We start from the raw sequence: 25,020 nt of genomic DNA, 5'->3' as shown, positions 1-25,020 counted from the left end.
TCGCGCCCGCAGCGCGAGGCTCCTCTGACCCGGCCCGGCTCGAACGGGCTGCCACCCTCACCGTGCTGCGGGCAGGACACCCCCTTACTGGATTAGGGGAGCCTTGGGCGGGCGCATTCGACGGTAGTGCGGCGCGAGCCTCGGAGGGCTAGTGCGTCGATGCGTCCGGCGTCCGATGAGGGGTCGTTCACCGCACCACTGCGGCGAGCCGGATGCGCTGTGCATGGGTGCGGGCGGCAGTGTCCCGTAAGGCCCGCCCGATGGAATGTCCAGTGAGGGGGTGGCTATCGGGACACTGGGGCGGTGATTCAGAAGGCGATGCTGCGCACTCGAGCCGAGGCGCTCGACGACCTCGAGCGGCAGATGCGTTCCGAGGCTGACTTCGCGGGGGAGCGGATCGTGCGGACGGGGGAACGGCTTCCGGTTGCAGGAGACGAAGACCTTCACGGTCCAGGTGTGGAAGATGCTGTCTAACTGGCGTCTCGTGGTGATGCTGCCGCACCTGCAAATCGAGGGACCCACGGGTACTGCTACTTCGGCGCCGGTCCTGAGAGCGTGGTGTGCGCGGTCGCCGCTGGTCTGCAGTGGGCGGATCCGATGAACACGGCTCCGGCGTGGTTCGACAAGCAGGCGTTCTGCTTGTCGGTTCGGTCCTTGCGGGGTGGACGGACAAGCGAACGGCTGCTGCAGCGCGTGCTGCAACAGCCGTTCGGACTTCTCCGCGGATCTACGGAGCGAGGATGTAGCTCATGCCGGGCACGTCCTTGACCTGGCGGGTGCCCCACTGGCCGGGGCCGGCGACACCGTTGAGCTCGGTGATGTTGATGTAGAGCCCGTCGGGGTGCTGTTCGATGGAGTCGACCCAGGCGACGTGGCCGTACGTCGCATCTGACCCTTGGACTCCGGGCTGGAAGACGACGATGCTACGCGCCTGCGCATCGAGGACGGTCGTCCAACCGGTTGCCGCTGCGGTGTCGGTCCATTCATAGGCGTTGCCCTTGAAGGCCGGGTAGAGGCCCGTCGCCTCGTGGAACTTCTCCTTAGCCCCGTAGGTGCACTGAGTGGGGTCCGGGACGGTGTTGGTCGCTTCAGTAGTGCCGACGGTGCGGCCGCTGTCGGCAGTGACGGCTGCTGTCGCGACGGTGTCGGCTTGCGCGGGGGCGGCGGCGAGCGTCGGGACGCCGAGGGCGAGGGTGACGGCGACGATGCCGCCGAGAATCTTGCTGCGCTGGAACGACCGGCCGTGCTGAGTCGTCTAGCTGGCCGTGGTCTTCGTGGTGTCCATGATGTTTCTCCTTCGATGTTTCTCCGGTTCAACTGGTTCCACCCTCCTCCTCGCCGCGAGCGGTGGCGAGGTTGCACATGGACTACGGAGAGGTTGCACATGGACTACGGAGAGGTTGCACATGGACTACGGAGAGGTTGCGCATCGACCACGGCGAGGTTGCACACCGACTACGGAGGACGTCCAAGAAGCACTCAGCTGCGCCTGCGCGTAATCCGCTACTCCAAAGACGTCATTCCGAGGTACATACAGGCGCATAGGTTGTCTCGCATCCCTATGGATTCGAGACGTCTTATTGGTCAGAGAAGCGGAGCTTCCTCACCTGCGCGCTGGTTTGGAGCAGTGAGTCTCAGAACTAGGTAACGCAACTGTTTCCCGCGACTTTTATCAACTGCACTGGTTGCGAGACGCAGCCCGGCCTTTCTTGTGGAGCGGGCGCCTGCGTTGCCGCGCTCAGGCACCGTGACTGGTGTCGCGGGCGAGTGGCTGAGGTCTTCGACGTCGATCGGACCTACACGCCGCGCGCGCAGCAGCTTGGTTGATCTTGACTGCGATCCTCGTGATGACGCCCGTGCTCCTTGTCGGCGAGCTCTTGTGTGCTTGACCGCGGACGACCGTGTCAGAGCAGCTCGAGCAGCTGCGCCTTCTTGCGGTCATACTCCTCCTGAGTGATGGCACCAGAAGTCAGCAAGCCGTGCAGGGAAGTGATCCGCCGCGCTGCGTCGTGACTCGACTCGTCAAGGGGGCCAACGGTGTCTGCATCGATAGGGTTCCTCTTAAGCGACTCGTCGTCCGTAAGCGTTTCAGGGGTTGCCTCAACGGACGAAGCGCGTCGCTCCACCATGAGCGACTCGACTGTCGCTGCGCCGGTCCTTGCTCGGTGGAGGTCCAACGCGAATACGTACTCGCTACCGTAGGCCGTGATCCTCAGTGCTCCGCCCTGAAGGGAGTCGACGGCGTCCACGGCCTCGATATCGCCGACGGGAATCGACGCCTCGACGTCTCGGTGCGTCCACTCGAGGGCGTCGTCGAAGATAGTCACCGTCGCCTTGTCGCGCTTGTCGCCGAACGGGGACGACCACAGCTTCTGATGCGAGGTCACGTTTTGGGCATCGGCGTCCACGGCTGACGAAGAGGGTTCCCCTGTTGCGGTAGCCGACGCACTCCCGCTTCCTGCGAGTGACACCGCTCGCCGGATCGCCGTATCGAGCCGGCCCCGTACAAGTCCGAGCTCTCCCTGGGAAGTAGGGTCCGTCACTCCGGTGAGCGAGTTGGTCGTCGTGGCGCCGGAGATGGTAGCTACGGCGCCGGATCTTTCGCCGGTGACGGACACCGAGAGGTTGCCGTCCCAATGCCGGTACAAGCTCTTCGCCCGCAACAAGACGAAGCCGGACGTCGAATCGGCGTTCTGCACCGACAAGCGGCACTGCGCCGCTGCCGTCAGCACCGCCCGGAAGACCAACTCCTCTGACGCCCCCGGGAAAGAGATGCGTCCGTTGCTCAGCGCCGAGGAGAAGAAGCCCATTTCTCGATGGTGCCGCTGATCGGCACTCAGCGCCACTGCTCTACCTCGCATACTGCCCCGAGCCGTCGTGCAGAGACTCCTGTCGGGGACGAGGTGATCACGGGCGTCTCGTGCAGAGAGCAATCTGGGACGAGCGGCCGCTCACAACGCCTTCAAATAATGAGGAATACGCATTGATTGCGCGCGGTAAGTTTCGCTCGCTGCTGCCGCAGCCTGTCCTGCTGGGGCTGGCAACAGGCAACGCCGGAACTTCGAGGTGCCGCCAGGCTAGAAGCTGTCGCTCCTGACGAGGAGCTACAGGGGTTGGCGCCGTGGTGACCTCGGCGCACCTCATCGCGAAACATGGTGCAAGACTCACCGCCCTTAGATGCCAGGCCCTTCGGCTCTGGCGCTAGTTGGCGGCGACGGTTGCAGCAACTCGAAGGTAGGCGTACACGGTCTCCCGGCTGATGCCGTACTCCTTCGCCAGCGTCGTCTTCGGCACCCCGGCGGCGGCACGTTCCCGTAGCTCGGCAGTCTGGGCCGGCGAGAGTGAGCGGGCACGTCCGCGGTAAGCGCCGCGCTGCTTAGCGAGGGCGATACCCTCGCGTTGGCGCTCTCGGATGAGTTCGCGCTCGAACTCCGCGAACGCGCCCATCATGTTCAGAAGCAGGTTCGCCATCGCACTGTCCTCTCCCGTGAAGGTCAGCTGCTCCTTGACGAACTCGACCCGGACCCGCTTGTCCGTCAGCCGGCGCACTAGCCGACGCAGGTCCTCGAGGTTCCTCGCAAGCCGGTCCATCGAATGCACGAGCACCGTGTCCCCGTCGCGGACGAACCCAATCATCTCTTCGAGCTGCGGACGGTTCACGTCCTTCCCGGAAGCCTTGTCCTCGAACATTCGATCCAGGATCACGCCGTCGAGCTGACGGAGCGTGCTCTGATCCAGCGTGCTCACCCGCACGTACCCGACTCGCTGACCCGTCATGCCGCCTCCGACCCCTATTTGTCCAGTTGAAGTCTAAGAGTTTCAAGGACGAGTGTCAGAAAAAACCGAGAGCGACCCTAGTCGGACGTGGTTCGCGGATCTGTCTGACGTCTAGTTGAGGTGTACCCCAGCTGGACGTGGTCGCGGTCATTCGAGTGCCGTCGGTGCAGAGGCGTCGGAGGTCCTTGATCGTGGTTCAGCGGGGGTTGGATGCGGGGAGCTGAGCTACTCGCTCACTCGAGTCCATTCCCCGTTCTTTAATGTGTGGCGGAACCAGCCGGCGATCGTCTCGGCCTCGTCCGGGTCCTCGAGATCGTAAGTCGGGTATTCGTACGCCAGCACATCCGTGCCCTCGAGGCGCGGGGAGTCGGTCCCGTCGTCGTAGATCTTGGCGTAGACGTCGCCCTCGGAGGAGGAGAGACTGCCGCCGGAGAAAGGCGTCCCGATCAGAACGGGAGTCGCGCCGCTGAGGTCGAGCGCCAGCACCGTCGACATGATCGACGCGCGCCCGGCGCAGCACAGCGCGGCCGGCGTGCCCGTGCACTGGACGACAAGAACGGCGTCGTCTCTGCCGTCCCCGGTGAGATCCGTGGTGCCGACGAGCCGCGTTGCGAGGATGCCCGTCCCACTCTGGCCGTCGTCGAAGTTCTCGCCCTGACCGTCGGACAACTGGATGGGCCGGGACCCTTCCCACTGGGTGCACGCACCGGCGGGGATGAGCAGCTCGCCGACGACGTCCTCGATCGGCCCACGGCTGTCGACGTCGTCGACGACGTATCCGATCATGGCGTTCACGAGTTGCTGCGTGCGCATCAAAGACCCGTGGTAGCACGGCGAATTGCCGCCTTCCATTAGGTCACGACCGACTTCGTCGACCGTTTTCAGCTTCATGTCCCGCAGGAACTGCTCTCCGAGGCTGTGCACTGCGCTGATTGTGTAGCGGCAGCGGGCGCTGTCCCGAGTCGTCGCGCGTGCTGTGGCCGATTCGTGGCCGACGACGACGTCCCCGACGCGGACATCCTCTGTCTGGAGGGGAAGACCGAGGAAGCCCATCCGCGGCATTGTCAGCGTCGTGTCGCCGTAGAGCGCGTGCACGGGCAATTCGGTCGGCCATGGTTTCAACAGACTGAGCTCCGTCGACCCAGTTCGAAGCGCCCGCCCAGCATCTGATTCGAAGGCGCTCGCTTGCGCGGGTAGCCAATCGCACGGGGTCCCGGTGTTCAGTGAGGTGGTCGTCGCGGAACCGCAACTGCTAAGTGCGCTCCGCAGCAGCGCCGAGAAGGCGCGGCTGGCGGTGGCATTGATCGACCCGCCCGAGCCTCCCGCGGAGACGGAACGAGCGATGTCGGATCCGGTGTTCGGCGTTCCGAAGGTGATGACCTGGCTCAGGTCCTTGAGCAGGCCAGGATCCTGGGCCAGTGCTTGGCGCACAGCGAGGCCACCCATGGAGTGCGCGACGACGATCACCTTCTGGCCGGAGTTCTGAGCCAGGCACCGGATCGAGTTCGCGAGCGGTGCCGCGATCTGATCGGACGTGACCCACTGCGCCGACGCGTCGTGATAATCGAAGGTGTAGACGTCGGTATCCCCGAGGTACTGCAGGACGCCGACCACGGTCCGAGAGGATGGGGTGATCGATTCGCCGATCGTGCCGAGGTCGGCCGTGCGCGAGAAGTTGCCGAGCGGCTTTGAGAGGTGTGCTGAGTTCCCGGTCCACCCGTGGACCATCAGCACCGGGACGACTCGGCCCGATTCCGGATCTGGTCTCGCCTCGCCGTCGGCTTCGTAGTCGCTGATCCAGACGTTTGCCTGCTCGAGCCCTCGGGGCGCACAGCCGGCGGAGAGATTCGGGTACGAGTTCTCGGTCGGCGAGGCGACGGCGGGCGGCGTGGCGACGACGAACGCTGCGAGCAGCAGCATGACCAGAGCGACTCGAATGCGTCTCACTGCTGCAACTCGCTCTCGATCGTGCCGTCCAGCTTCCAGACGCCGTTCTCGACGACCATGAATGCGAGGTAGGCCCTCGGGTCCGACTCTCCGGGCACCGTCATCGACATCGCGATCGTGCCTGCCTGATCGTCGGTCGCCACCCAGGTGGAAGAGTCAACGTCGATTGTCGCGCCCGGTGGCACGGCGACGTCCGGTGCGGCCTGAACAGCGGGGCGCAGAGCCTCGGATGCCCCCGCGACAGGATCCTCCGGCAGTGCTCGCAAAGCATCCGCAACGGCTTCTGCTGTCGGGTCGGTCACATCGGGTGATTGAGTCGGCGTCGCGCTGCTCTCGGGGGCGCTGGCCGACGATCCCGGGCCCGACCGCCACTGGAAGGGATCCACCACGAAGGTCGCGCCTGCGCCGATCAGCACGATCGCTCCGATCGTGACCGCGAGGGTGCGGGCCTTCACGCTCGGCACCGCATAGTCGAGACAGGTGCAGAGGTGTGGTGGATGACCTCGTCGAGCCCGAAAAGGGTCAGACGCGGTCCAGGCGTCGAGTGCGATGCGGACGCACCGGCCGTGCGTGATCGCATGCGGTCATTATGTCGACGGGATTCCCGGAGGCACAATGTCGAGTTCGTGCGGCGAGACATCACGTCCTGTGTCTGTGGTCACCAGCGCCGTGCTGTCAGAGCTCGATCTCCGCGATCCGCTGTGCAGAGGGCCCGCTCGTCCCCCCAGCCCAACCGTGTCAGCACCGCGGGCCTACTCGCACAGCGATCCCGCGCGCCATGATCCGGCATCTGCGCCTGCCTACCGATGCGGATGGGGATCCGGTCGCCCAGGTCACGCGTGACTTGGGCGTGTCGCGAGCGACGTTCTACCGCCGCTCCCGCGCGCGCGTCGACGCGGGCCGAGGAGCACTCGGAGCCAGCGACTAGGGCCCGGAGGCTGCGGTCATACCGTCAGTTTCGCAAGTCGTTCTCCGATGCGGGTTCCGTCGCGGTGTTCCTTCGGGCACAGGTTGAGCCAACGCTGGAGGACAGCGATCTCTTCGTCGCGGCGTCCGAGCTTGCGGTAGATAATGGCGGCTTGCTCGGTGTACCAGGGTGCCGGTTCGCGGCCGTCGCGGGAGCCTTCTGCTCCGGCGATCGCTGCTGTGCACAGGACGAGAGCTTCGTCGAGTCGTCCTTCGCGCTTGAGCTGTTTGATCGGCTCGACCAGCTCCAGATAGTGCACTCCGTTCACCATCCCGCGCTGGAAGTCCTTCGCTCGCGCTCCTCCGCCGGCGAGGGCCTCTTTAACCATGGTTCGGGAGGACTGGTGGTGCGCGGCGGCTTTCGCTGGTGATGACAGGGGTGGTCGGTTCGATGCGGACCACTGCCACCGCGCGGGTCCGTCGCCCAGCCATGCCCATGCCTCGGCTCGCAGGCCGGTGGGCAGAAGTTCGGTGAAGATCTGCACTTCGACGACTTCTGACCCGTCCTCGCTCAGCTCGAGCTCCTGCGCGATAAAGCTGGGGAGGTAGCCGATGCGCTCGCCCTCGACATGCACTCCTACGGCGAACGGGTCTGCTCTGTTGTCGGGCTCTCGTTGCAGGGAACCGGACGTCTCGATGTAGCCGCCTTCGGCGGCGTGATGACGTGATGCCAGCGCCGTGATCGCCTCGCGGGCGAAGGTCGTCGTTCCCGTCAGCTGCACCACGCCAAGCTCGATCGTGGTGCTGAGGTTCACGCGAAGTTGAACGCGGTGCGCGAACGGGGACGCGGCGCTCGGCTCCTCCTTCGACGTGGCGTCGTTGGTGCGAGGAGCGGTCCGGCCCAGCAGCCTGTCGAGGAAACCCATACCCGGCATCATCGGGCAAAAAATCCCGAATCTGTACTGCGGCCGAGGTCCCGCTGTCCACCTGTGTGCAGGCCAGCCCCAGCGAGAGCTGGGCTGTGCACAGGTGGTCAGGGGGCGTCCGCCTCGGACGCTGACGCACGCCACGCAAAGAAGGGGAGCATCCAGTCGGATGCTCCCCTTCACTCTTGCCCTGGGCTCAGGCCGTCGCCTCCCGTGCCGCTGCCACTTCGGTGTAGAGCGGGGGCTGGTTGTCGTCCTCGAACATGCCGACCGGTGGCGGCGTGTAGGGCAGCGGATCTCCGACGTCGTTCTCGTCGCGGGAGTCCGCGAACGGCCCGTCCATCGAGAGGAGCACGTTCATGTGCGGGTCGCAGTGGTTGACCCACCAGGTGCTCGGCCCGTCCGTCTCGTCTCGCCGTGCGGCCTCCCACGCCCGCCACAGGGCCTCGACGCGCTGCACCGCCGCCTCGCTTTCCCACCAGGCCGCTTTCCAGCGCATGCCGCCCCCGGAGCCATACGCAATCACCCGGCGGCGGTAGGTGCTGATGAGCTGCTTGCGCACGAACTCATCCGCGGACCCGTAGTGCGTCGTTACTGCCTCCTCGCCTGGCGCCGGAGCGTGCTCTGCGGTGGGTGCGGAGTCCTCGCCGCCGAACGGGTCGAAGTCGTCTGCGGTCATGCTTCCTCGATAACGGCGGTAGTGACGAGGGGCGGCGTCGTCGGTGCGGGCTTGCCCGCTTTGTGGTTCGCGATGGAGGCGTTGATCGACTCCACCAGCGCCTTGGGTCCGTCGAACCAGGGGACGGTGCGCAGAATCGCGGCACGGTTACCGGAGGACATCATCACCGCGCGCCCGATCTTGCGGCCCTTCCTCGGTGTGGGGAGGTTCGCCAGCTCCGCGACGTCGAGGATCAGTTCGCGCTTCAACGCGCTCGTGGTCGAGCGCACACCCTTGTTCATGCTCGCGGAGGTCGTCTCCCGGTCGTAGGTGCCGATCAGGTCGGACACCATGCGCAGGACCCTGAACCGACCCCTTGACAGCACGGTGCTCGGAGCTGAGTGACGCGATGCGCTCACACGCACCGCTCGAGCAAAGGCTCGCTCCCTCCTCCCTCCGCCGTCACACCCAACTAGGAGGTACCACAGGGGCTCGCGGGTATGTAAACGCCCAGCCCCCATGCCCGTCGGCCACCCTTCCCGGCCACAGGGCCACGCCGCCGGGCCTGCGAAGCCCCGCGTTACCTCTTCTAGCGTTCCATAGCGGAACGCAATAAAGTCACTGCCTCGAAGGTAAGTTTCGGCTGGCTGGTATGAATTGCTTGCCCGACCCATTTGATGCCATTCTCATCAGCCTTGATAGACGCGGTTCCAACGGGTTCCGAAAGCTCTTGGGCTGTATCCATACCATGAAGTAGTGCGGCTTCCACTCCTTCGGACGTGAGAAGCTGTTCATGCCACCCGAAAACGTTGGAGGGTCCTCTTCGATATCTATAGAGGATGAAGGCGTCATTAGGTTCCTGTGCCCAGCAGTGAATAAGTTCGATATCACCAGCACGATCTTGCTTTAGGAAGACACGCACTCCTCGCAGGAAGGCGTCGGCTGTATGTTCCGCTTGTGTCATTGCCTAACTCCTTCTAATCGTCAGTAGCAGAGGAGAAGAGTAGATTTCTTCTCCTCTGCTACTGACCGAACTTACTCCGTGAACATGATCTCCGGCAGGGGCGCGTAGTCGAACGCGACCTCGGTCACGTCGCTTGCGATCTCTGCCTTCAGCTCCTCGATCTCCGGCGACGCGAGGATCTCGGCCTGCTTCGCTTGTTCGTCCGCCGTGAGCCCTTCCTCCGCAGGCGTGCTCGACCGGCTGTACGGGTTGTCGACACCTGGGTGGTTGATCGAGTACGTCACCCAGTCGGCGCAGCGAGCTTCGCCGCCCTGTTTGCAGTAGAGGGTCTGCATGCCCATCTTTCCGCCGACGGGCCATCCGTAGTACAGGTCGTACGACCGGGGATTGTAGATGCCCAGCAACTCGACCTGCTCGCGGAGCACGCACCTGCCGTCGACGCAGTCGTAGTTGCCCGCGTAGGCCTTCAGGTTGTAATTGCCGTTCCCCTGCAGCGTGCTGTTCGTGGAAGCCATCACCTTCTTCATTGCGTTGGTGCTCCAGATGTTGTGCTTGTGGAAGACCTTGTCGAAGCCCCACCCGCGCTCGATGTCTGCATCGTAGAAGCCGCGCCGGATCGGGAAACTCCCATGCGTACTGCTCGACACCGTCGCGAAGGTGTCTGTACTGGGGTAGCCGGCGGGCGGTTGTGCTGCCATCGCCGGTCCCGTAGAGACCAGTCCGATTCCGGTGGCTGCGATGCCCGCAATAAGCAGGCTTGCAGCGAAGGAACGGAAACGCTTCATGCGATCCACCTTTAGCTTCTTGTCTCTACTCTCATTGGCACTTCTGAATTCCCTCAATGGCATATCGAACGGCCTTTCATCTGTAGCGTTTTTTCAGATGCGGATTGATCTCCGCGTTTGAAGAAGGCTTGCAGCGAAGTCAGGAACGGTCAAGAGCGGAGCTTCAAGTGGCGGGATAAGTGGCGCGTTCGTGAGCGAGGAGTCTTACTCGGATCTTCGTGAATTCGGCTCTACTTCTTTCTCTCCTCCGCTTTCGCTTGCTTCAGCGCCCTCGGTTGGCGTGGCCGGAAGGGTGGCGGCCAGCGCGCTGGTGAGATCACTTCGGGGGCCGCCCGCAATGCGACTCTCGTTGGCAGCACACTCCGATCGACCATATGAATATGTGTCACGTTCCAGGCGTGTGGTGAGAGGACGAAAGGTATGACAGGAGCGAAAAATCGCAGCACACCAGTGAAACCACTCCAAGATCGAGCTCATCGAACGCGAGCCGCGATCGTCGCGGCGGCACGCGAAGTCGTCATCGAGGTGGGTAGAGATCGGGCGACAACCGCCAAGGTGGCGGCTCGCGCCAGCGTCGGCATCGGCACTCTCTACCGGTATTTCGTCGATTTCGCGGATGTGCTCGAGGCTGTTTATGCAGAGGATCCGATCTACGATAGACATCAAGCGGTACTGAGAGCTGCGCACAAGGCGACCGACTCGGAGAGCGCCGAGACCGTCGCGGTGGAAGCTCTTCAAGAACTCATAAAGGAACTCAGGGCTGAGTCGCTTCTCGAAGCCGAGCTGCGTCTTTACACCTGATCTCGGGATCGTGCGAGCAACCCGCGGTGTCCGCTCGCATCGCAGAAGGCCTTCGTTTGTTCAGCGAGCGCACGCATCGGATGCCTCGCCACGAGGGACCATCAGCGCTCGCCGCCCGCTCGCTCCCCGAACTCCACGAGCTTCGCGAACAGGTCCTCGATCAGCCAGCGGGTGTCGAACGCCTCGCAGACCCGGATCGTGTGCGGCCCGGAGTCGGGCAGGAGCTCGCCGTCCGCGGAGAACCGCGGCGCGCGGCGCTCCCGCCAGCGTCCGCCGGCGGGGTTCATCACGGCGCCGATGGCCGGGCTGTCACCCAGCGACCGGAAGTCGAGCGGCCCGTACGGGATGGTCTCGTTGAACGCGATCAGCTGGTCCACCAGGTAGTCGCCGAGGGGGCTGGTTCCGCGCAGGCGCGTCCGCAGCTCGGCGTGGCCGACTCCGACTCCGGAGTACACGGGCATCGGGATCTGCCACAGGGCGATGCCCGACTCGAGGACGCGGTTCGCGGCGTCGACGTCGTTGATCAGGTTGAACTCGGGGCTGTAGGCGGGGATCGCGTCGTAGGGCGGGCCGCCGACCCAGACGACCACGACGTCGCGGGAGGCGATCGACGGCTCGAGCAGCAGGGCGGCGGCGACGTCGGTCAGCGGCCCGAGGACGGCGATCCACAGCCGGCCCGCGTCGCGCAACGCTTCAGCCACGATCAGGCGGGCGCCGTCCGACGCCTCGGCGGGCAGGGCCGATTCGGCGCCGTCGACGACGGTCACCGTCGATCCCGCCAACTCCAGGATGCGGTCGATCTCGGCGCGCGACTCCGGCATGCTCCCCGGCCGGCCGAAGTGCGCCGCGACCAGACCGCGGACGTCGAGGGTCTCGGTCAGCAGCGCCTGGATGATCGCGAACTGGTCGTCGGCCTCGTTCGCGGCGTCGGTGCTGACGATCAGGCGGTGCGGGGGAGGCGGGGTCATGCGGACTCGCGCTGCACGAGGGTCGTCGCGAGGATCGGCTGCCGGTCGACCGGGCGGCCCTGCACGACGGCGACGACGGTCTCGGCGGCGACGCGGCCCATGTCCTCCAGGGGCTGCCGGATGGTCGTGAGGGTCGGATCCGAGGTGGTCGCGATGACGACGTCGTCGAAGCCGATGACGGAGACGTCGGCGGGGACGCGGCGGCCGGACGCCTGCAGGACGCGGATCGCGCCGTTGGCCATCAGGTCGGAGGAGGCGAAGACGCCGTCGAGGTCGGGGTGGCGCTGCAGGAGGCGCGCCATCGCGGCGGAACCGCTCTCGAGGGTGAACTCGCCGTGCACGATGGGGCTGGAGTCGAGGCCGAGCTCGGTCAGCTCGTCGCGCCAGCCGCGGATGCGGTCGCGGGCGGGCTCCATGTCGTGCGGGCCGGCGATGATGCCCAGGCGCCGGCGGCCGGAGTCGGCGAGCGCGCGGGCGGCGAGGCGGCCGCCTCCATAGTTGTCGGAGTCGATGACGATCGCGTCCTCGGGCAGGGCGACGCGAGGGCGGCCGACCCAGGCGATCGGCACGGGGGAGTCGGCCAGCGCCTGGGCGAGGTGGGTGATCTCGTGCTGGAGGATCACGATCGCGCCGTCGACGGCCCGCGAGCGGAGGAAGCGGGGGATGCGGTCGCTGTCGTCGTGGTCGGCGGGCAGCAGCACGGGCTGCACCTCGCCGGCGTAGAGGCCCTTCGCGGCGCCCTTCAGCACCGAGGTGAAGAACGTCCCGGTGAGGCTGTCGAGCTCGTTGAAGGCGACGATCAGGGCGATGGCCCCGGCCCGCCCGCCGCGGAGCATCCGGGCGGCGCTGTTCGCCTCGTAGCCGAGGGACTTCGCGGCGCGCTCGACCGCGGCGGTCATCCGGACGTCGACATTGGTGCCGCCTGCGAGCACCCGGGCGGCGGTGGCGCGCGAGACGCCCGCGGCCTGGGCGACGTCCACCAGCGTGGGTCGAGTCATGCTGCTTCCTTCTGCGAGGGGAGGTTCCGGCTTCCGCGCCTACCCGCGGAGCACGGTGGGGAGAGCGTCGGAGTGAAGACTCGCACGGGGCGGCGGGCGGCCGTCCGGAACTGCTCGATTTGCGAAACTTCCCTTTGATACTAGGCGGAGATCGTTATCTCGCGGAGACCGGTTCTCGCTTGCATCGTGCTCGCGGGCGGGTTAGGTTGGCCGCCAAGAGATCGTTCTCTGAGGCCCGCCCTCACCGAAACCCTGCGAATCCCCAACGAAGAGGAATTGTCGTGAAAAGAAGCCTGACGGCCGTAGCCGCCGCAGCAGCAGTAGTCGCGCTCACCCTGACCGGGTGCTCGTCCGGAGGGGGAGGAGGCGCCTCGGACGACCCGAACGCCGAAGCCACCTTCTGGTCCTTCACCGGCATCAACGCCAAGGACAGCGTCGACGAGTACCTCGCGAAGATGCCCGACGCGAAGATCAAGCTCTCCGAGGTCGGCAGCACGACCGAGACCGCCACCGCCCTCACCGCGGCCCTCGCCGGCGGCAAGGTGCCCGACCTGGTCATGATCCAGAACGACGACCTGCCCCAGTTCGTCGCCAACAGCTCGAACTTCCTCGACCTGCGCACCCTCGGCGGCGACGACGTCGCCTCCACCTACCTCCCGTGGGCCGCCTCCGCCGCGACCGCCGACGACGGCTCCGTCGTGGGCGTCCCGACCGACGTCGGCGGACTGGGCTTCGCCTACCGCGCCGACCTCTTCGAGCAGGCCGGCCTGCCGACCGAGCCCGACCAGGTCGCCGAGCTCTGGAAGGACTGGCCGTCCTTCATCGAGACCGGCAAGAAGTACACCGAGGCGACCGGCAAGCCGTTCGTCGACAACATCGAGACCAGCGTCTTCTTCTCGACCGTCAATCAGGTCTCGGAGAAGTACTACTCGCCCGACGGCGAGCTGGTCTACGACACCAACCCGCAGGTGAAGGACGCGTTCCAGGTCGCCGTGGACACCAAGGACGCCGGCATCAGCGCCGGCATCGCCGCCTGGTCCTCGGGCTGGGCCCCGGGCCGCGCGAACGGCGCCTTCGCCGTGACGATCGCCCCCTCGTGGATCCTCGCCGGCATCAAGACCGACGCCCCCGACACCGCCGGCAACTGGCGCGTCACCAGCGTCCCCGGCATCGGCGGCAACTGGGGCGGCAGCGTCATCGCCATCCCCGCCCGCGCCGAGCACCCCGAGGCCGCCTGGCAGTACATCAAGACGATGATGTCGGCCGAGGGCCAGACCGACCACTTCAAGGCCTCGGGCACGCTGCCCGCCGCCACCGAGGCGGTCGCCAGCGAAGAAGTCCAGTCGTACACCGACCCGTTCTTCGGCGACTCGAAGATCGGCGAGGTCATGGCGACCTCCGTCGAGCAGTTCCCGTCCTTCTACAACGGACCGGACACCACCCCGATCAACGGGGCGCTCCTCAACACCCTCGTCGAGCTGGAGGCCGGCAACGTGACCTCCGACAAGGCGTGGTCGACCGCACTCGACACGGCCAAGCAGGCCATCGGCGGCTGATCGCCCCACCCACCCGAGCGGCCCGGCGCCTCGCGCGCCGGGCCCCTCCCCCCTTTCTCGACGGAGGTACTCCCGTGTCAACGGTGACAGCAGCACCACCCCGCAAGCAGCCCAGCGCGCCGGTCCAGAAGGCCGCGCGGATCCGCAACTCCCTCTCGGAGCGGATCGCCCCCTACGCGTACGTCGCGCCCTTCTTCATCATCTTCATCGTCTTCGGGCTCTTCCCGCTCCTGTTCACGTTCTACGTCTCGCTCTTCGACTGGAACCCGATCGGCGAGCAGACCTTCGTCGGCATCGCGAACTTCCAGCAGCTCTTCGCCGACTCCCGGTTCTGGAACGCGCTGGTCAACACCTTCGGCATCTTCATCATCTCGACGGTGCCCCAGCTGCTGTTCGCCCTCTTCCTCGCGCACCTGCTGAACCACGCCCGCCTCCGCTGGGCGAACTTCTTCCGCATGGCGCTGCTGGTGCCGTACATCACCTCCGTCGCGGCGACCGCGATCGTGTTCGCGCAGATCTTCGACAAGAACTTCGGCCTGATCAACTGGTTCCTCGGCATCTTCGGACTGCCGTCGATCAACTTCCTCGCCACGAACTACGGCTCCTGGATCGTCATCTCGACGATGGTCTTCTGGCGCTGGTTCGGCTACAACACGCTTCTCTACCTGGCGGGCCTGCAGTCGCTGCCCCGCGAGATGTTCGAGGCGGCCTCCGTCGACGGCGCGTCCAGCTGGCAGCAGTTCCGCCACCTGACGATCCCGGCGCTGCGCCCGATCATCGTCTTCACCGTGATCATGTCGACCATCGGCGGTCTGCAGATCTTCACGGAGGCGCTCCTGGTGGCTCCCGAATCGGGCCTCACCTGCGGCGCCGGCCGGCAGTGCCAGACGCTGGCGCTCTTCCTCTACGAGCAGGGCTTCGGCCAGTTCAAGTTCGGCTACGGATCCGCCATCGGCGTCGTGCTGTTCGTGATCGTGGTCCTCGTCTCCCTCCTCAACTTCTACCTCTCCACCCGCACCCGGAAGGAGGCCGTCTGATGTCGGATGTGATCGACCAGGCCGTCCCGCAGACGCTGGCCCCCACGGTCCAGAAGGCACAGCTGCCGAAGCGGCGCGGGAAGGGCGGCGGAGTCGGCTGGCCGACCTACGTCTTCCTCGTGATCGCGGTGCTCGTCTCGATCTTCCCGCTCTACTACATGTTCGTCGTCGCGTCGGTCGGAGCGACCGCCGTCACGTCGATCCCGCCGCGCCTGTACCCGGGCACGAACTTCATGGCGATCGCCGAGAAGGTGTTCGACACCGTCCCGTTCATCGCCTCGATGCTGAACAGCCTCATCGTGTCGCTGAGCATCGCCGTCATCTCGGCGATCCTCTGCGCGATGGCCGGCTTCGCCTTCGCGAAGCTGCAGTTCCCCGGCCGCAACGTGCTGTTCCTCATCGTGCTGCTGACCATGACGGTGCCGGCGCAGCTGAGCATCATCCCGCAGTACCTGATCGTCTCGGCGCTCGACTGGGTCGACACCCTCCAGGCGATCATCGTGCCGGGCCTGGCCAGCGCCTTCGGCATCTTCTGGATGCGGCAGCACATGTCAACGACGGTCAGCGACGAGCTGATCCAGGCGGCCCGCATCGACGGCGCCAACTCGTGGCAGCTGTTCTGGCGCATCGCCTTCCCGGTGGTCCGCCCCGCGGCGTTCGTCCTCGGACTGATCACCTTCACCGCGGTCTGGAACGACTTCATGTGGCCGTTCATCGTCCTCAAGTCGCCGGAGCTGTTCACGGTGCAGATCGCGCTGAAGCAGCTGCAGGCCAACCGCTCGATCGACGTCGCCCTGGCGATGGGCGGATCGTTCATGGCCACCCTCCCGCTGCTGATCGCGTTCTTCTTCGTCGGCCGCCGGATGGTGTCCGGGATCATGGACGGGGCGTTCAAGGGCTGATGCACGACGCTTCCCCAGCACTGCCCGGGACGGACGCCGCGCGTCCTCCCGGGCGGGACTGGCGGGATCGCGCTCTGCCTCCGGCCGAGCGCGCCCGCCTCCTGACCCAGGAACTCACCCTCGAGGAGAAGGCGGCGCAGCTCGGCTCCGTCTGGCTCACCGACTCCGCCGACGACTTCGCCCCGAAGCTCGACGACGGGCTCGCCGCGGGCGACGACCTCTTCACCGGCGGCCTCGGCCAGCTGACCCGCGTGTTCGGCACCGAGCCGGTCACCGTCCCGGAGGGCGTCCGCCGGCTCCGCGAGCTGCAGGAGCGCGTGGTCGCCGGCAGCCGCCTCGGCATCCCGGCCATCGCGCACGAGGAGTGCCTCACCGGCCTGGCCGCGTACGGCGCGACCGCGTTCCCCACTCCGCTCGCCTGGGCGGCCACCTTCCACGAGGAGCTCGTGGGCGAGATGGCGGAGGCGATCGGCTCGGACATGCGCGCCCTCGGCATCCACCAGGGCCTCGCCCCGGTCGTCGACGTCGTGAAGGACTACCGCTGGGGCCGCGTCGAGGAGACCCTCGGCGAGGACCCGTACCTGGTCTCGCAGCTCGGCGCCGCCTACGTCGCGGGGCTGGAGGGGACCGGCGTCGTCGCGACGCTGAAGCACTTCGCCGGGTACGCCGCCTCCCGCGGCGCCCGCAACCACGGCCCGGTGAGCATGGGGCCGCGCGAGCTCGCCGACACGGTGCTGCCTCCGTTCGAGGCCGCCCTGCGGCACGGCGGTGCCCGCAGTGTGATGACCTCGTACACCGACATCGACGGCGTGCCCAGCAGCGCCAGCCGGCACCTGCTGACGACGCTGCTCCGCGACCGCTGGGGCTTCGAGGGCACGGTCGTCGCCGACTACTGGGCGGTGCCGTTCCTCCAGGCCATGCACCACGTGGCGGTCGACGCGGCCGACGCGGGGCGCCTGGCGCTGCACGCGGGGGTCGACGTCGAGCTGCCGCAGACGGCGGCGTACGGCGAGCTGCCGCGCCTGATCCGCGAGGGCGTCGTCGACGAGGCCGACCTCGACCGCTCCGTGGCCAGGCACCTCCGCCACAAGTTCGAGGCGGGCCTGCTCGACGGCGGCCCGCTGGTGCCCGACGGGGCCGAGGACGTCGACCTCGACAGCGCTCGCAACCGCGCGATCTCGTCGCGGATCGCGGAGGAGTCGGTCGTGCTGCTGCGCGACGAGGACGTCGCGGGGCTGCTGTCCTCCGGCTCGCTCGCCGTCGTGGGACCGGCCGCGGACCAGTTCCGCAGCCTGGTCGGCTGCTACGCGTTCCCCAACCATGTGCTCTCCAAGCACCCCGGGCACGACCTCGGCCTGTCGATCCCGACGGTGCTGACGGCGCTGCAGGAGGAGTTCGGAGCGTCGCGCGTGCGCTTCGCAGAGGGCGGCTCGATCACCTCCGCGTCGACCGACGGCGTGCAGGAGGTGGTGGACCTCGTCCGCGGCTCCGACGCGGCGGTCGTCGTGGTCGGCGACATCGCCGGGCTCTTCGGCGACGGCACCTCGGGCGAGGGCTGCGACGCGGCCGACCTCCGCCTCCCCGGAGCGCAGGAGCCGCTGGTGACGGCCGTGCTCGAGACCGGCGTGCCCACCGTGGTGGTCGTCCTCTCGGGCCGGCCCTACGCGCTCGGGGCGTTCGGAGCGGCGCGCGGACTCGTGCAGGCGTTCTTCCCGGGAGCGGACGGGGCGGCTGCGGTCGCCGGCGTGCTCTCGGGCCGCGTGGCTCCGACCGGGCGGCTGCCCGTGCAGATCCCGCGGCTCCCGTCCGCCTCGACCACGTACCTGCAGCCGTCGCTCGGGCTCTCGAACCCCGGGATCACGGCGCTGGACGCGACTCCGCTCTACCCGTTCGGCTACGGGCTGACCCGCGGCGCGGTGACGTACACGGAGCTGGCGACGGCGGCGGAGCTGCCGGTCGGCGGATCGCTCGACGTGGCGGTATCGCTCCGGAACGACGGCGCCGACACGGTCGAGGTGGTGCAGCTCTACGCGGGCTACCCGACCTCGGCGGTGGTGCGGCCGGTCGCGCAGCTGATCGGCTTCGCGCGCGTGCCGATCGCGGCGGGCGAGACGATGACGGTGCACTTCCACGTCGACGCGGCCCGGCTCGCGGTGACGGGGGAGGACGGCCGGCTCGCCGTGGACCCGGGGCCGCTGCGGCTGACGGCCGGCGCCTCGGCGGCGGACGCGGCGTTGACGGCGGAGGTGTCGATCACAGGGGAGCGGCGGTTCCTCGCCGAGCGGGCGCTGCGGACCCCCTGGTCGGTGGCGCGAGGCTGAGCGGCCGGCGCCTCAGGGGGGAGGCGCCGGCCGCTCGCGGGGGCGGGCCGGCGGTGCCGGCTCGCGAGTCCGCAGAAGTCGCGGTGCTCGAGTGCGGGACCTGCGACTTCTGCGGGGTCGGCGGCGGGGAGCGCGACGGCCGCGTAGCACCGGAGGCGCCAAGCGCAAGGGGCCCGCGCGAGCCGGGGGCCCGGCCTAGCGTGGAAGGAGCGGCGCCGCCGGTGGCGGCCCGCGGAGAAGACCGATGCAGAGGAGAGTCATGCCCGCCCTGACCGACACGTTCACGCTGTCCAACGGAGTCGCCATCCCGAAGATCGGGTTCGGCACCTGGCAGATCCCCGACGGCCCCGAGGCCTACGACGCGACGACCGCCGCGCTCGAGGCGGGCTACCGCCACATCGACACCGCCCGCGCCTACGGCAACGAGGCGAGCGTCGCCCGGGCCCTGCGCGACAGCGGCGTCCCGCGCGACGAGGTGTTCATCACCACCAAGCTCCCGGCCGAGGTGAAGGACTACGAGGGCGCGAAGGCGAGCTTCGAGACCACCATGGCGGCGCTCGAGCTCGACCACGTCGACCTGTACCTCATCCACGCCCCGTGGCCCTGGCAGGACATGGGCTCGGACCACCGCGAGGGCAACATCGCGGCGTGGAAGGCGATGGAGGAGATCCTCGAGGACGGTCGCTCGCGCGCCATCGGCGTCTCGAACTTCCAGGTCGCCGATCTGGAGTCGCTGATCGCGGCGACCGACGTGGTGCCGCACGCCAACCAGATCCGCTGGTTCGTCGGCAACACCCAGGACGAGACGACCGCGTACTGCAAGGAGCGCGGCATCCTCGTGGAGGGCTACTCGCCGCTCGCGACGGGCGGCCTGCTCGACAACTCCGACATCGGGGAGATCGCCGCGAAGTACGACAAGTCGGTGGCGCAGCTCTGCATCCGCTACCTGCTCGAGAAGGACGTGCTGCCGCTGCCGAAGTCGACGACGCCCTCGCGCATCGTCGAGAACGCCGACGTCGACTTCGAGATCTCGTCCGAGGATCTCGCGCACCTCGACTCGCTCGTCGACACGGAGTCCTGACCCGCGGGCGCCTGCTCCTGACGGTCCGGAGGCCGTCGCACTCGAGCTCGAGTGCGGCGGCCTCCGTCGTCTCGGCGGGTCCTGCGCCGCCTCCGCTCGCGAGTGTGCAGGAGTTGTCGCACTCGAAGCCGAGTGCGACAAGTCCTGGCTTCTCGCCGAGGCGAGGCGGGCCCCGCCCGCCCCGGTCGGCGGCCGCGCGTCAGGCCAGGCGCAGCAGGCGGCAGCCGTGCGGCTCGAGCTCGAGCTCGACGGCGCCGCCGCCGACGATCGGCAGCTCGGCGCCGCTCCACACGTCGACGGCCGAGGCTGCGCCGGAGCAGCCCAGGTCGGTCAGGTGCGCGGAGTAGGACCGCGCCGACGAGCCCAGCCAGAACACTCCGCGCCACTGCTCGTCGCCGCGCCACGCCGACCACACCACCAGGTCGCCGTCGCGGACGATCTCGCGGCTGCCGTCGCTGCCGAGGAGCGCGAGGACGTCGCCGTTCGTCAGCAGCGCGAGAGTGTCGGCGGGCGTGTCCGGGAGGTGCCCGCCCATCATCAGCGGCGAGCGGAGCAGGCACCACAGCGTCACGAGCGTCCGCTGCTCCGCGGGCGTGAACCGCGAGAGCCGGTCCTCGCCCACGTGCGCGCGCACGCCGATCCGCCCCAGCGGCAGCATGTCGGCGTCGGCCCACGCGCCGGGGCGCTGGTGCGGCGCCCAGCGCGCGGCCCGCTGGAACTGCTCGTGCAGGTGCGCCCAGTCGTCCCAGAAGTCGTCCGAGATCCGCCACATCTGCGCGGTCGACCGCAGCAGCTCGAGGTTCTCGAGCGAGAGCTGCTTGCCCGGGGAGAGGCTCAGCACCATCGGACGGCCGGTCGCGTCGATCGCGCGCGAGAGGGCGGCGATCTCCTCCGCCTGGATCGGCGGGTAGAGCACGTCGTCGAGCTTCACGAAGTCGACGCCCCACGAGGCCAGCTGCGCCATCACGGAGTCGTAGTACTGCTGCGCGCCGGGCGCGCTCATGTCGACTCCGTAGTTGTCGGGGTTCCACGGGCAGACGTTCCCGCGGTCGGCGATGTCGGCGCAGGTCGCCTCCGACCCGAGCACCGGCAGGCCGAGCTCGGCGGCCCGCCGGGGGACGCCGCGCATCAGGTGGACGCCGAAGCGGAGGCCGAGGGCGTGCACGCGCGCGGCCAGCGCCGTGAATCCGCCTGTCGCCGCGGAGGGGAAGCGTCCGACGGCGGGCTGCGGGCGCCCCCAGTCGTCGAGCACCGGCTCCGACACCTCCTGGTAGTCGCTCGTGCCGGGATCGGGCTCGTACCACTGGATGTCGACGACGACCGTGTCCCAGCCGTGCGGCAGGAGGTGCTCGGCGAGGTACTCGGCGTTCGCGAGCACCTCCTCCTCCGTCACCGAGGCGCCGAAGCAGTCCCAGCTGTTCCAGCCCATCGGCGGGCGGCGGGCGGCCTCCGTGCGCGCGGCGATCACGACAGCTCCAGCGTCACGGTCGCGAAGGAGTGCGGGGGCAGCGTGACGCGCAGTCCTGTCGCCGTGGTCTCGATGCCCTCGAGGGCGACGGGACTCACCTCGTCGGCGGCGCCGGGCCGGTTGTGCGCGTCGGGGCGGTCGGCCGTCAGGAGGCGGCCGATCGCGCCGGTCACGGTCCCACCGCGGAAGTCGAGGGAGACCTCGAGCGGCTCCTCCAGGTCGACGTTCGTCAGCGAGACCAGGACGCGGCCGTCCTTCGTGGAGGCGGAGGCGGAGGCGACGGGGATCTCGCGGCCGTCGACCGCGTGCGTCGGGCCGGCGACCGTGGTCGGCAGCACCGTCGCGTCGTGGTGCCCCTTGTTCATCTCGAACACGTGGTAGGTCGGCGTGCGGACCATCTCGCCGCCGTCCGGGTCCGTCAGCAGCATCGCCTGCAGCACGTTCACCGTCTGCGCGATGTTCGCCATCGTCAGGCGGTCGGCGAAGCCGTGGAAGACGTCGAAGTGCCAGGCCGCGACCATCGCGTCGCGGATCGTGTTCTGCTGGAAGAGGAAGCCCGGATGGGTCCCCGGCTCCACGTCCCACCAGGTGCCCCACTCGTCGAGCACCATCCCGTACTTCTTCTCGGGGTCGTGGACGTCCATCACCGCGGCGTGCGAGCGGAGCAGCTCCTCGATCCCCTGCGCGGCCACGATCGTGCTCCAGTAGGTGTCGGCGTCGAAGTCGGTCGCGCTGCCCTTCGCGTGCCAGCTGCCGCCGATCGTGTAGTAGTGCACCGAGACCGACTCCCACGGCACGGAGGAGAAGGGATGCCCCTCGATCTCGGGGATCACCTCCATCAGCGTCTGCGTCCAGTGGGTGTCGGCGCCGTCGGCTCCGGCCGCCACGCGGTAGAGCGGAGTGTCGTTGCCGCTCTGCACGAAGGTCCCGAACTGCCGCGCCAGGTCGGCGTAGGCGCCGGCTCGCATGTTGCCGCCGCAGCCCCAGGTCTCGTTGCCGAGCCCCCAGAAGCGGACGGTCCACGGCTCCTCCCGGCCGTGGGAGCGGCGCAGGTCGGCCATCGGCGACTTCCCCGCGCCGGTGAGGTACTCGGCCCAGTCCGCCATCTCCTGCACGGTGCCGGAGCCGATGTTGCCCGAGATGTAGGCGTCGGCGCCGAGCAGCTCGCAGAGCGCCATGAACTCGTGGGTGCCGAAGGAGTTGTCCTCCGCGACTCCGCCCCACTGCGTGTTGATCAGGCCGGGACGCTCCTCGCGCGGGCCGATGCCGTTGGTCCAGTGGTAGCGGTCGGCGAAGCAGCCGCCGGGCCAGCGGAGGTTGGGGATGTCGAGGGCGCGGAGGGCCTCGACGACGTCCAGGCGGATCCCGCCCTCGTTCGGGACGGGCGAGTCCTCGCCGACCCAGAAGCCGTCGTAGATGCACCGGCCGAGGTGCTCGGCGAAGTGGCCGTAGAGGTGGCGGCTGATGGTGGCGCCGGGGCGGTCGAGGTCGACGGTGACGGTGCTGTTCACGGGGTGCTCCAGAGTGGTGGCGGACGGATCGGCGGCTGCGGTTCCGGCGGCGGCGGTGCCGAGGACGCCGGGGGCGGCGGCGGTGCTCACGCGGTCTCGCGGACGAGCCGCAGGACGATCGCGCGGTCGGCGTGGAAGGTCGGCAGGTCCAGGCCCGCCTCGCCCAGCAGGCTCCCCGAGTAGGCGGGGGCCGGGGCGTCGGAGTCCAGCGGCACCGTCGACTCCAGCCAGTGCGGGCTCTGCCAGGGCGGGCCGAGCGAGCCGGGGCGCGCGGTCTCGATCCGGTAGCGCGCCCGCGGATCCAGGCCCGGGAGGCGGACGCGGCGGCGCGAGTCCGCGGTCAGCGCGGGCGTGACCAGCGTGTACAGCGCCTCCGAGCCGTCCGGCGCGACGACGCCGCGCAGCGACGGCGCGTCGGGGTCGGAGTCATCGCCCCCGACGACCCGGCCGGTCGCGATCAGGCCGCGGTGCTCGCGGTACGCCGCGATCCAGCCCGCCAGCACGGGCTCCTCCTCCGCGTCCAGCTCGCGGAGGTCCCACTCGATCCCGAAGTGGCCGAGGAAGGCGATCGCGCAGCGGGTGTGCAGGTCGCTGGTGCGACCGGTGACGGAGTTGACCGGCGAGGCGACGTGCGAGCCGAGCATCTCCGGCGGCACGAGCAGCCCGGTCCAGCGCAGCATCCGCGAGCGGTCCAGCGGGTCCTGGTTGTCGGAGGTGTGCACGCGGTCGGTGCGCTCGAGGATCCCCAGGTCGACCCGGCCGCCGCCGGAGGCGCAGCTCTCGATCTCGAGCTCCGGGTGCCGGGCGCGCAGCTCGTCGATCAGCCGGTACAGCGCGAGCGTCTGCTCGTGCACCGCGGCCGTCCCGGTGGCGGGGTGGCCCGCGTCGATCAGGTCGCGGTTGTGGTCCCACTTGAGGTACGCGACGCCGAGGTCGGCGACCAGGCCGTCGAGCACGCCGAGGATGTGCGCGAACGCGTCGGGGTTCGTCATGTCGAGCACCTGCTGGAAGCGGAACCGCGGCGGCAGCTCCTCGCGGGCCCGCAGGATCCAGTCGGGGTGCGCGCGGGCGAGGTCGGAGTCCTCGTTGATCATCTCGGGCTCGACCCAGAGGCCGAACTCCATGCCCAGGCCGCGGACGTGCTCGGCGAGGGGGAGGAGGCCGTCGGGCCAGGCGACGGGGTCGGGCGTCCAGTCGCCGAGGCCCGCGCGGTCGTCGCTGCGGCCGAGGAACCAGCCGTCGTCGAGCACGTAGCGCTCGACCCCGAGGGCGGCGGCTCGGTCGGCCAGCTCGGCGAGGACGGCGAGGTCCTGGTCGAAGTAGACCGCCTCCCAGACGTTGAGCGTCACCGGGCGCGGCCGGCGCGAGGAGCGGGAGACCCCGCGGAGGTGGGCGTGGAAGCGGGCGGCCGCAGCGTCGAGGCCGTGGCCGAAGCTGCCGGAGATCCAGGGGGAGGAGTAGCTCTCGCCGCTCGCGAGGCGCACCTCGCCGGGCAGGAGCAGCTCGCCGCCGCGGAAGGCGAGCCAGCCGTCGCCGCGCTCCACCGCGTGCTCGTGGTTGCCGCCGATGCCGACGTGGCAGAGCCAGACCCGCCCGTCGGCGGAGTCGAAGCCGGGGGTGCCGACCGCGACGACCGTCGTCGCGTCCAGGCCGGTGCGGCCGCGCCGCGAGGAGCGGGAGTGGGTGCCGGTGACGACGGGGTGGCGCTGGGGGATCTTCTCGGTGCCCCAGCGGCCGGAGAAGTCCAGGATCTCGCGGGCCTCGGTCGGGATCCGGAGGGCGGGGTCGACGCCGATCACCTCGAGGTGCCCGGCGCCGTCGTTGCGGACCGAGACGCGGGTCCTGAGCAGTCCGGCAGGAGAGAGAACGATCTCTAGGACGACCCCGATCCGGGCCTGCGCGTCGTGCGCCTCGACGGTCACGGCGGCGCTGCCGGCCTGCGCGACCGCGCCCTCCGCGAGGGCCTCCCCGTCCACCGAGACGGTGTCCACGGTCAGCCTCGGCGACCAGCCGGCGCCCTCCCGGTGCACCCGGAGACCCGGCAGGCCGGCCCAGCCGAAGGTGTGCTCGGGCAGGATCCCGGGCTCGTAGGGGACGTCGGAGGAGCCCTCGATCCCCGTCCGCACGGGAGTTCTTGCGAAAGCTGCGAGATCGTCGTCGCTCGCGTCGAGTCGCGGACCCCAGTGCAGCAGCACGGGCAGGTCGCCTCCCGACTGAGTGAGGAGGGCGGACACGTCATCGGCGACGAGATGGATCACTCTCGGGGATTGCATGTCCCCATTCCTATCGTCGATCCTGGTCTGAGTACAGCGAGAGATCGATCTCGACCCTCGGTCGGACGGACCACCGCGCGGATCGACCCGCGCCGATCGATCACCGCTCGCACCGCTCACCCCCACCACCCACGGCCTCGA

Annotated in this window: 21 protein-coding genes; 6 read left to right on the top strand and 15 right to left on the bottom strand. The window is 68.6% G+C overall.

The features are described from left to right. Positions 1-727: 727 nt before the first annotated feature. From C5C99_RS17685 to C5C99_RS14415, 10 genes are all read right to left on the bottom strand, one after another. Positions 728-1,207 (bottom strand): CHAP domain-containing protein, encoded by a 480-nt coding sequence (locus C5C99_RS17685; RefSeq protein ID WP_374953739.1) that lies wholly within the window; start codon positions 1,205-1,207, stop codon positions 728-730. 697 nt (positions 1,208-1,904) lie between these two features. After that, positions 1,905-2,810, bottom strand: a complete 906-nt coding sequence (locus C5C99_RS14450) for an SHOCT domain-containing protein (RefSeq protein WP_104340279.1) — start codon at positions 2,808-2,810, stop codon at positions 1,905-1,907. Between the two features lie 391 nt (positions 2,811-3,201). After that, positions 3,202-3,777 carry a recombinase family protein gene (locus tag C5C99_RS14445; RefSeq protein WP_104256138.1) on the bottom strand — a complete coding sequence of 192 codons (576 nt, stop codon included), beginning with the start codon at positions 3,775-3,777 and terminating at the stop codon, positions 3,202-3,204. 225 nt (positions 3,778-4,002) lie between these two features. Then, on the bottom strand, positions 4,003-5,697 hold the full coding sequence (locus tag C5C99_RS14440) for a triacylglycerol lipase (RefSeq protein WP_104288642.1): 1,695 nt from the start codon (positions 5,695-5,697) through the stop codon (positions 4,003-4,005). Positions 5,698-5,720: 23 nt separating this feature from the next. Continuing rightward, positions 5,721-6,179 carry a hypothetical protein gene (locus tag C5C99_RS14435; protein WP_146079314.1) on the bottom strand — a complete coding sequence of 153 codons (459 nt, stop codon included), beginning with the start codon at positions 6,177-6,179 and terminating at the stop codon, positions 5,721-5,723. A gap of 489 nt (positions 6,180-6,668) precedes the next feature. Beyond that, the gene (locus C5C99_RS14430; protein WP_104317806.1) at positions 6,669-7,556 is read right to left on the bottom strand and encodes an HIRAN domain-containing protein; all 888 of its coding nucleotides are present in this window, start codon (positions 7,554-7,556) and stop codon (positions 6,669-6,671) included. Between the two features lie 196 nt (positions 7,557-7,752). Continuing rightward, a complete protein-coding gene (locus C5C99_RS14425) occupies positions 7,753-8,235 on the bottom strand; it encodes a DUF4913 domain-containing protein (RefSeq protein ID WP_104340278.1) in 483 nt (160 codons plus the stop codon). Next, entirely contained in the window at positions 8,232-8,567 is a 336-nt protein-coding gene (locus tag C5C99_RS14420; protein ID WP_104256133.1) for a hypothetical protein, read from the bottom strand. Before C5C99_RS14420 ends, C5C99_RS14425 begins: the two co-directional genes overlap by 4 nt. Before the next feature lie 236 nt (positions 8,568-8,803). After that, positions 8,804-9,178: a hypothetical protein gene (locus tag C5C99_RS16890; protein ID WP_146076867.1), complete on the bottom strand. Its 375-nt coding sequence runs from the start codon at positions 9,176-9,178 to the stop codon at positions 8,804-8,806. A gap of 71 nt (positions 9,179-9,249) precedes the next feature. Then, the gene (locus C5C99_RS14415; RefSeq protein ID WP_146078865.1) at positions 9,250-9,972 is read right to left on the bottom strand and encodes a hypothetical protein; all 723 of its coding nucleotides are present in this window, start codon (positions 9,970-9,972) and stop codon (positions 9,250-9,252) included. Positions 9,973-10,383: 411 nt separating this feature from the next. Here C5C99_RS14415 and C5C99_RS14410 point away from each other — a divergent pair, with 411 nt between their 5' ends. Further along, positions 10,384-10,764: a TetR/AcrR family transcriptional regulator gene (locus C5C99_RS14410; RefSeq protein ID WP_104288647.1), complete on the top strand. Its 381-nt coding sequence runs from the start codon at positions 10,384-10,386 to the stop codon at positions 10,762-10,764. 101 nt (positions 10,765-10,865) lie between these two features. On the opposite strand, the gene C5C99_RS14405 is transcribed toward C5C99_RS14410, so the two are convergent. Together C5C99_RS14405 and C5C99_RS14400 are read right to left on the bottom strand one after the other, a co-directional pair. Further along, entirely contained in the window at positions 10,866-11,732 is an 867-nt protein-coding gene (locus C5C99_RS14405; protein ID WP_104340277.1) for a nucleoside hydrolase, read from the bottom strand. Next, positions 11,729-12,730 carry a LacI family DNA-binding transcriptional regulator gene (locus C5C99_RS14400; protein WP_104261720.1) on the bottom strand — a complete coding sequence of 334 codons (1,002 nt, stop codon included), beginning with the start codon at positions 12,728-12,730 and terminating at the stop codon, positions 11,729-11,731. The genes C5C99_RS14405 and C5C99_RS14400 overlap by 4 nt, the downstream gene beginning before the upstream one ends. 281 nt (positions 12,731-13,011) lie before the next feature. Between C5C99_RS14400 and C5C99_RS14395 the strand changes: the two genes are divergently transcribed. From C5C99_RS14395 to C5C99_RS14375, 5 genes are all read left to right on the top strand, one after another. Then, on the top strand, positions 13,012-14,286 hold the full coding sequence (locus C5C99_RS14395) for an extracellular solute-binding protein (RefSeq protein ID WP_104226495.1): 1,275 nt from the start codon (positions 13,012-13,014) through the stop codon (positions 14,284-14,286). Between the two features lie 83 nt (positions 14,287-14,369). After that, the gene (locus C5C99_RS14390) at positions 14,370-15,323 is read left to right on the top strand and encodes a carbohydrate ABC transporter permease (RefSeq protein ID WP_104340276.1); all 954 of its coding nucleotides are present in this window, start codon (positions 14,370-14,372) and stop codon (positions 15,321-15,323) included. Further along, positions 15,323-16,225, top strand: coding sequence for a carbohydrate ABC transporter permease (locus C5C99_RS14385; protein ID WP_104224678.1), 903 nt, complete (start codon positions 15,323-15,325; stop codon positions 16,223-16,225). The genes C5C99_RS14390 and C5C99_RS14385 overlap by 1 nt, the downstream gene beginning before the upstream one ends. Then, positions 16,225-18,546, top strand: a complete 2,322-nt coding sequence (locus tag C5C99_RS14380) for a glycoside hydrolase family 3 N-terminal domain-containing protein (protein WP_104340275.1) — start codon at positions 16,225-16,227, stop codon at positions 18,544-18,546. Before C5C99_RS14385 ends, C5C99_RS14380 begins: the two co-directional genes overlap by 1 nt. Before the next feature lie 259 nt (positions 18,547-18,805). Further along, positions 18,806-19,627, top strand: a complete 822-nt coding sequence (locus C5C99_RS14375; RefSeq protein ID WP_104248352.1) for an aldo/keto reductase — start codon at positions 18,806-18,808, stop codon at positions 19,625-19,627. A gap of 199 nt (positions 19,628-19,826) precedes the next feature. Here C5C99_RS14375 and C5C99_RS14370 read toward each other — a convergent pair whose 3' ends face one another. Genes C5C99_RS14370 through C5C99_RS14360 form a run of 3 tightly spaced genes read right to left on the bottom strand, consistent with a single transcriptional unit; the run spans position 19,827 to position 24,879 of the window. Then, a complete protein-coding gene (locus C5C99_RS14370; protein ID WP_258063709.1) occupies positions 19,827-21,095 on the bottom strand; it encodes a glycoside hydrolase family 27 protein in 1,269 nt (422 codons plus the stop codon). Continuing rightward, a complete protein-coding gene (locus C5C99_RS14365; protein WP_308471809.1) occupies positions 21,092-22,696 on the bottom strand; it encodes an alpha-L-arabinofuranosidase C-terminal domain-containing protein in 1,605 nt (534 codons plus the stop codon). Before C5C99_RS14365 ends, C5C99_RS14370 begins: the two co-directional genes overlap by 4 nt. Continuing rightward, positions 22,693-24,879 (bottom strand): alpha-galactosidase, encoded by a 2,187-nt coding sequence (locus C5C99_RS14360; protein WP_104340280.1) that lies wholly within the window; start codon positions 24,877-24,879, stop codon positions 22,693-22,695. Before C5C99_RS14360 ends, C5C99_RS14365 begins: the two co-directional genes overlap by 4 nt. Positions 24,880-25,020 lie beyond the last annotated feature (141 nt).

It is taken from the genome of Rathayibacter sp. AY1C4, assembly GCF_002932195.1.
Taxonomy (GTDB): Bacteria; Actinomycetota; Actinomycetes; order Actinomycetales; family Microbacteriaceae; genus Rathayibacter.
The sequence above is the reverse complement of the archived record's forward strand: the minus strand, read 5'-3'. Positions and strand labels throughout refer to the sequence as shown.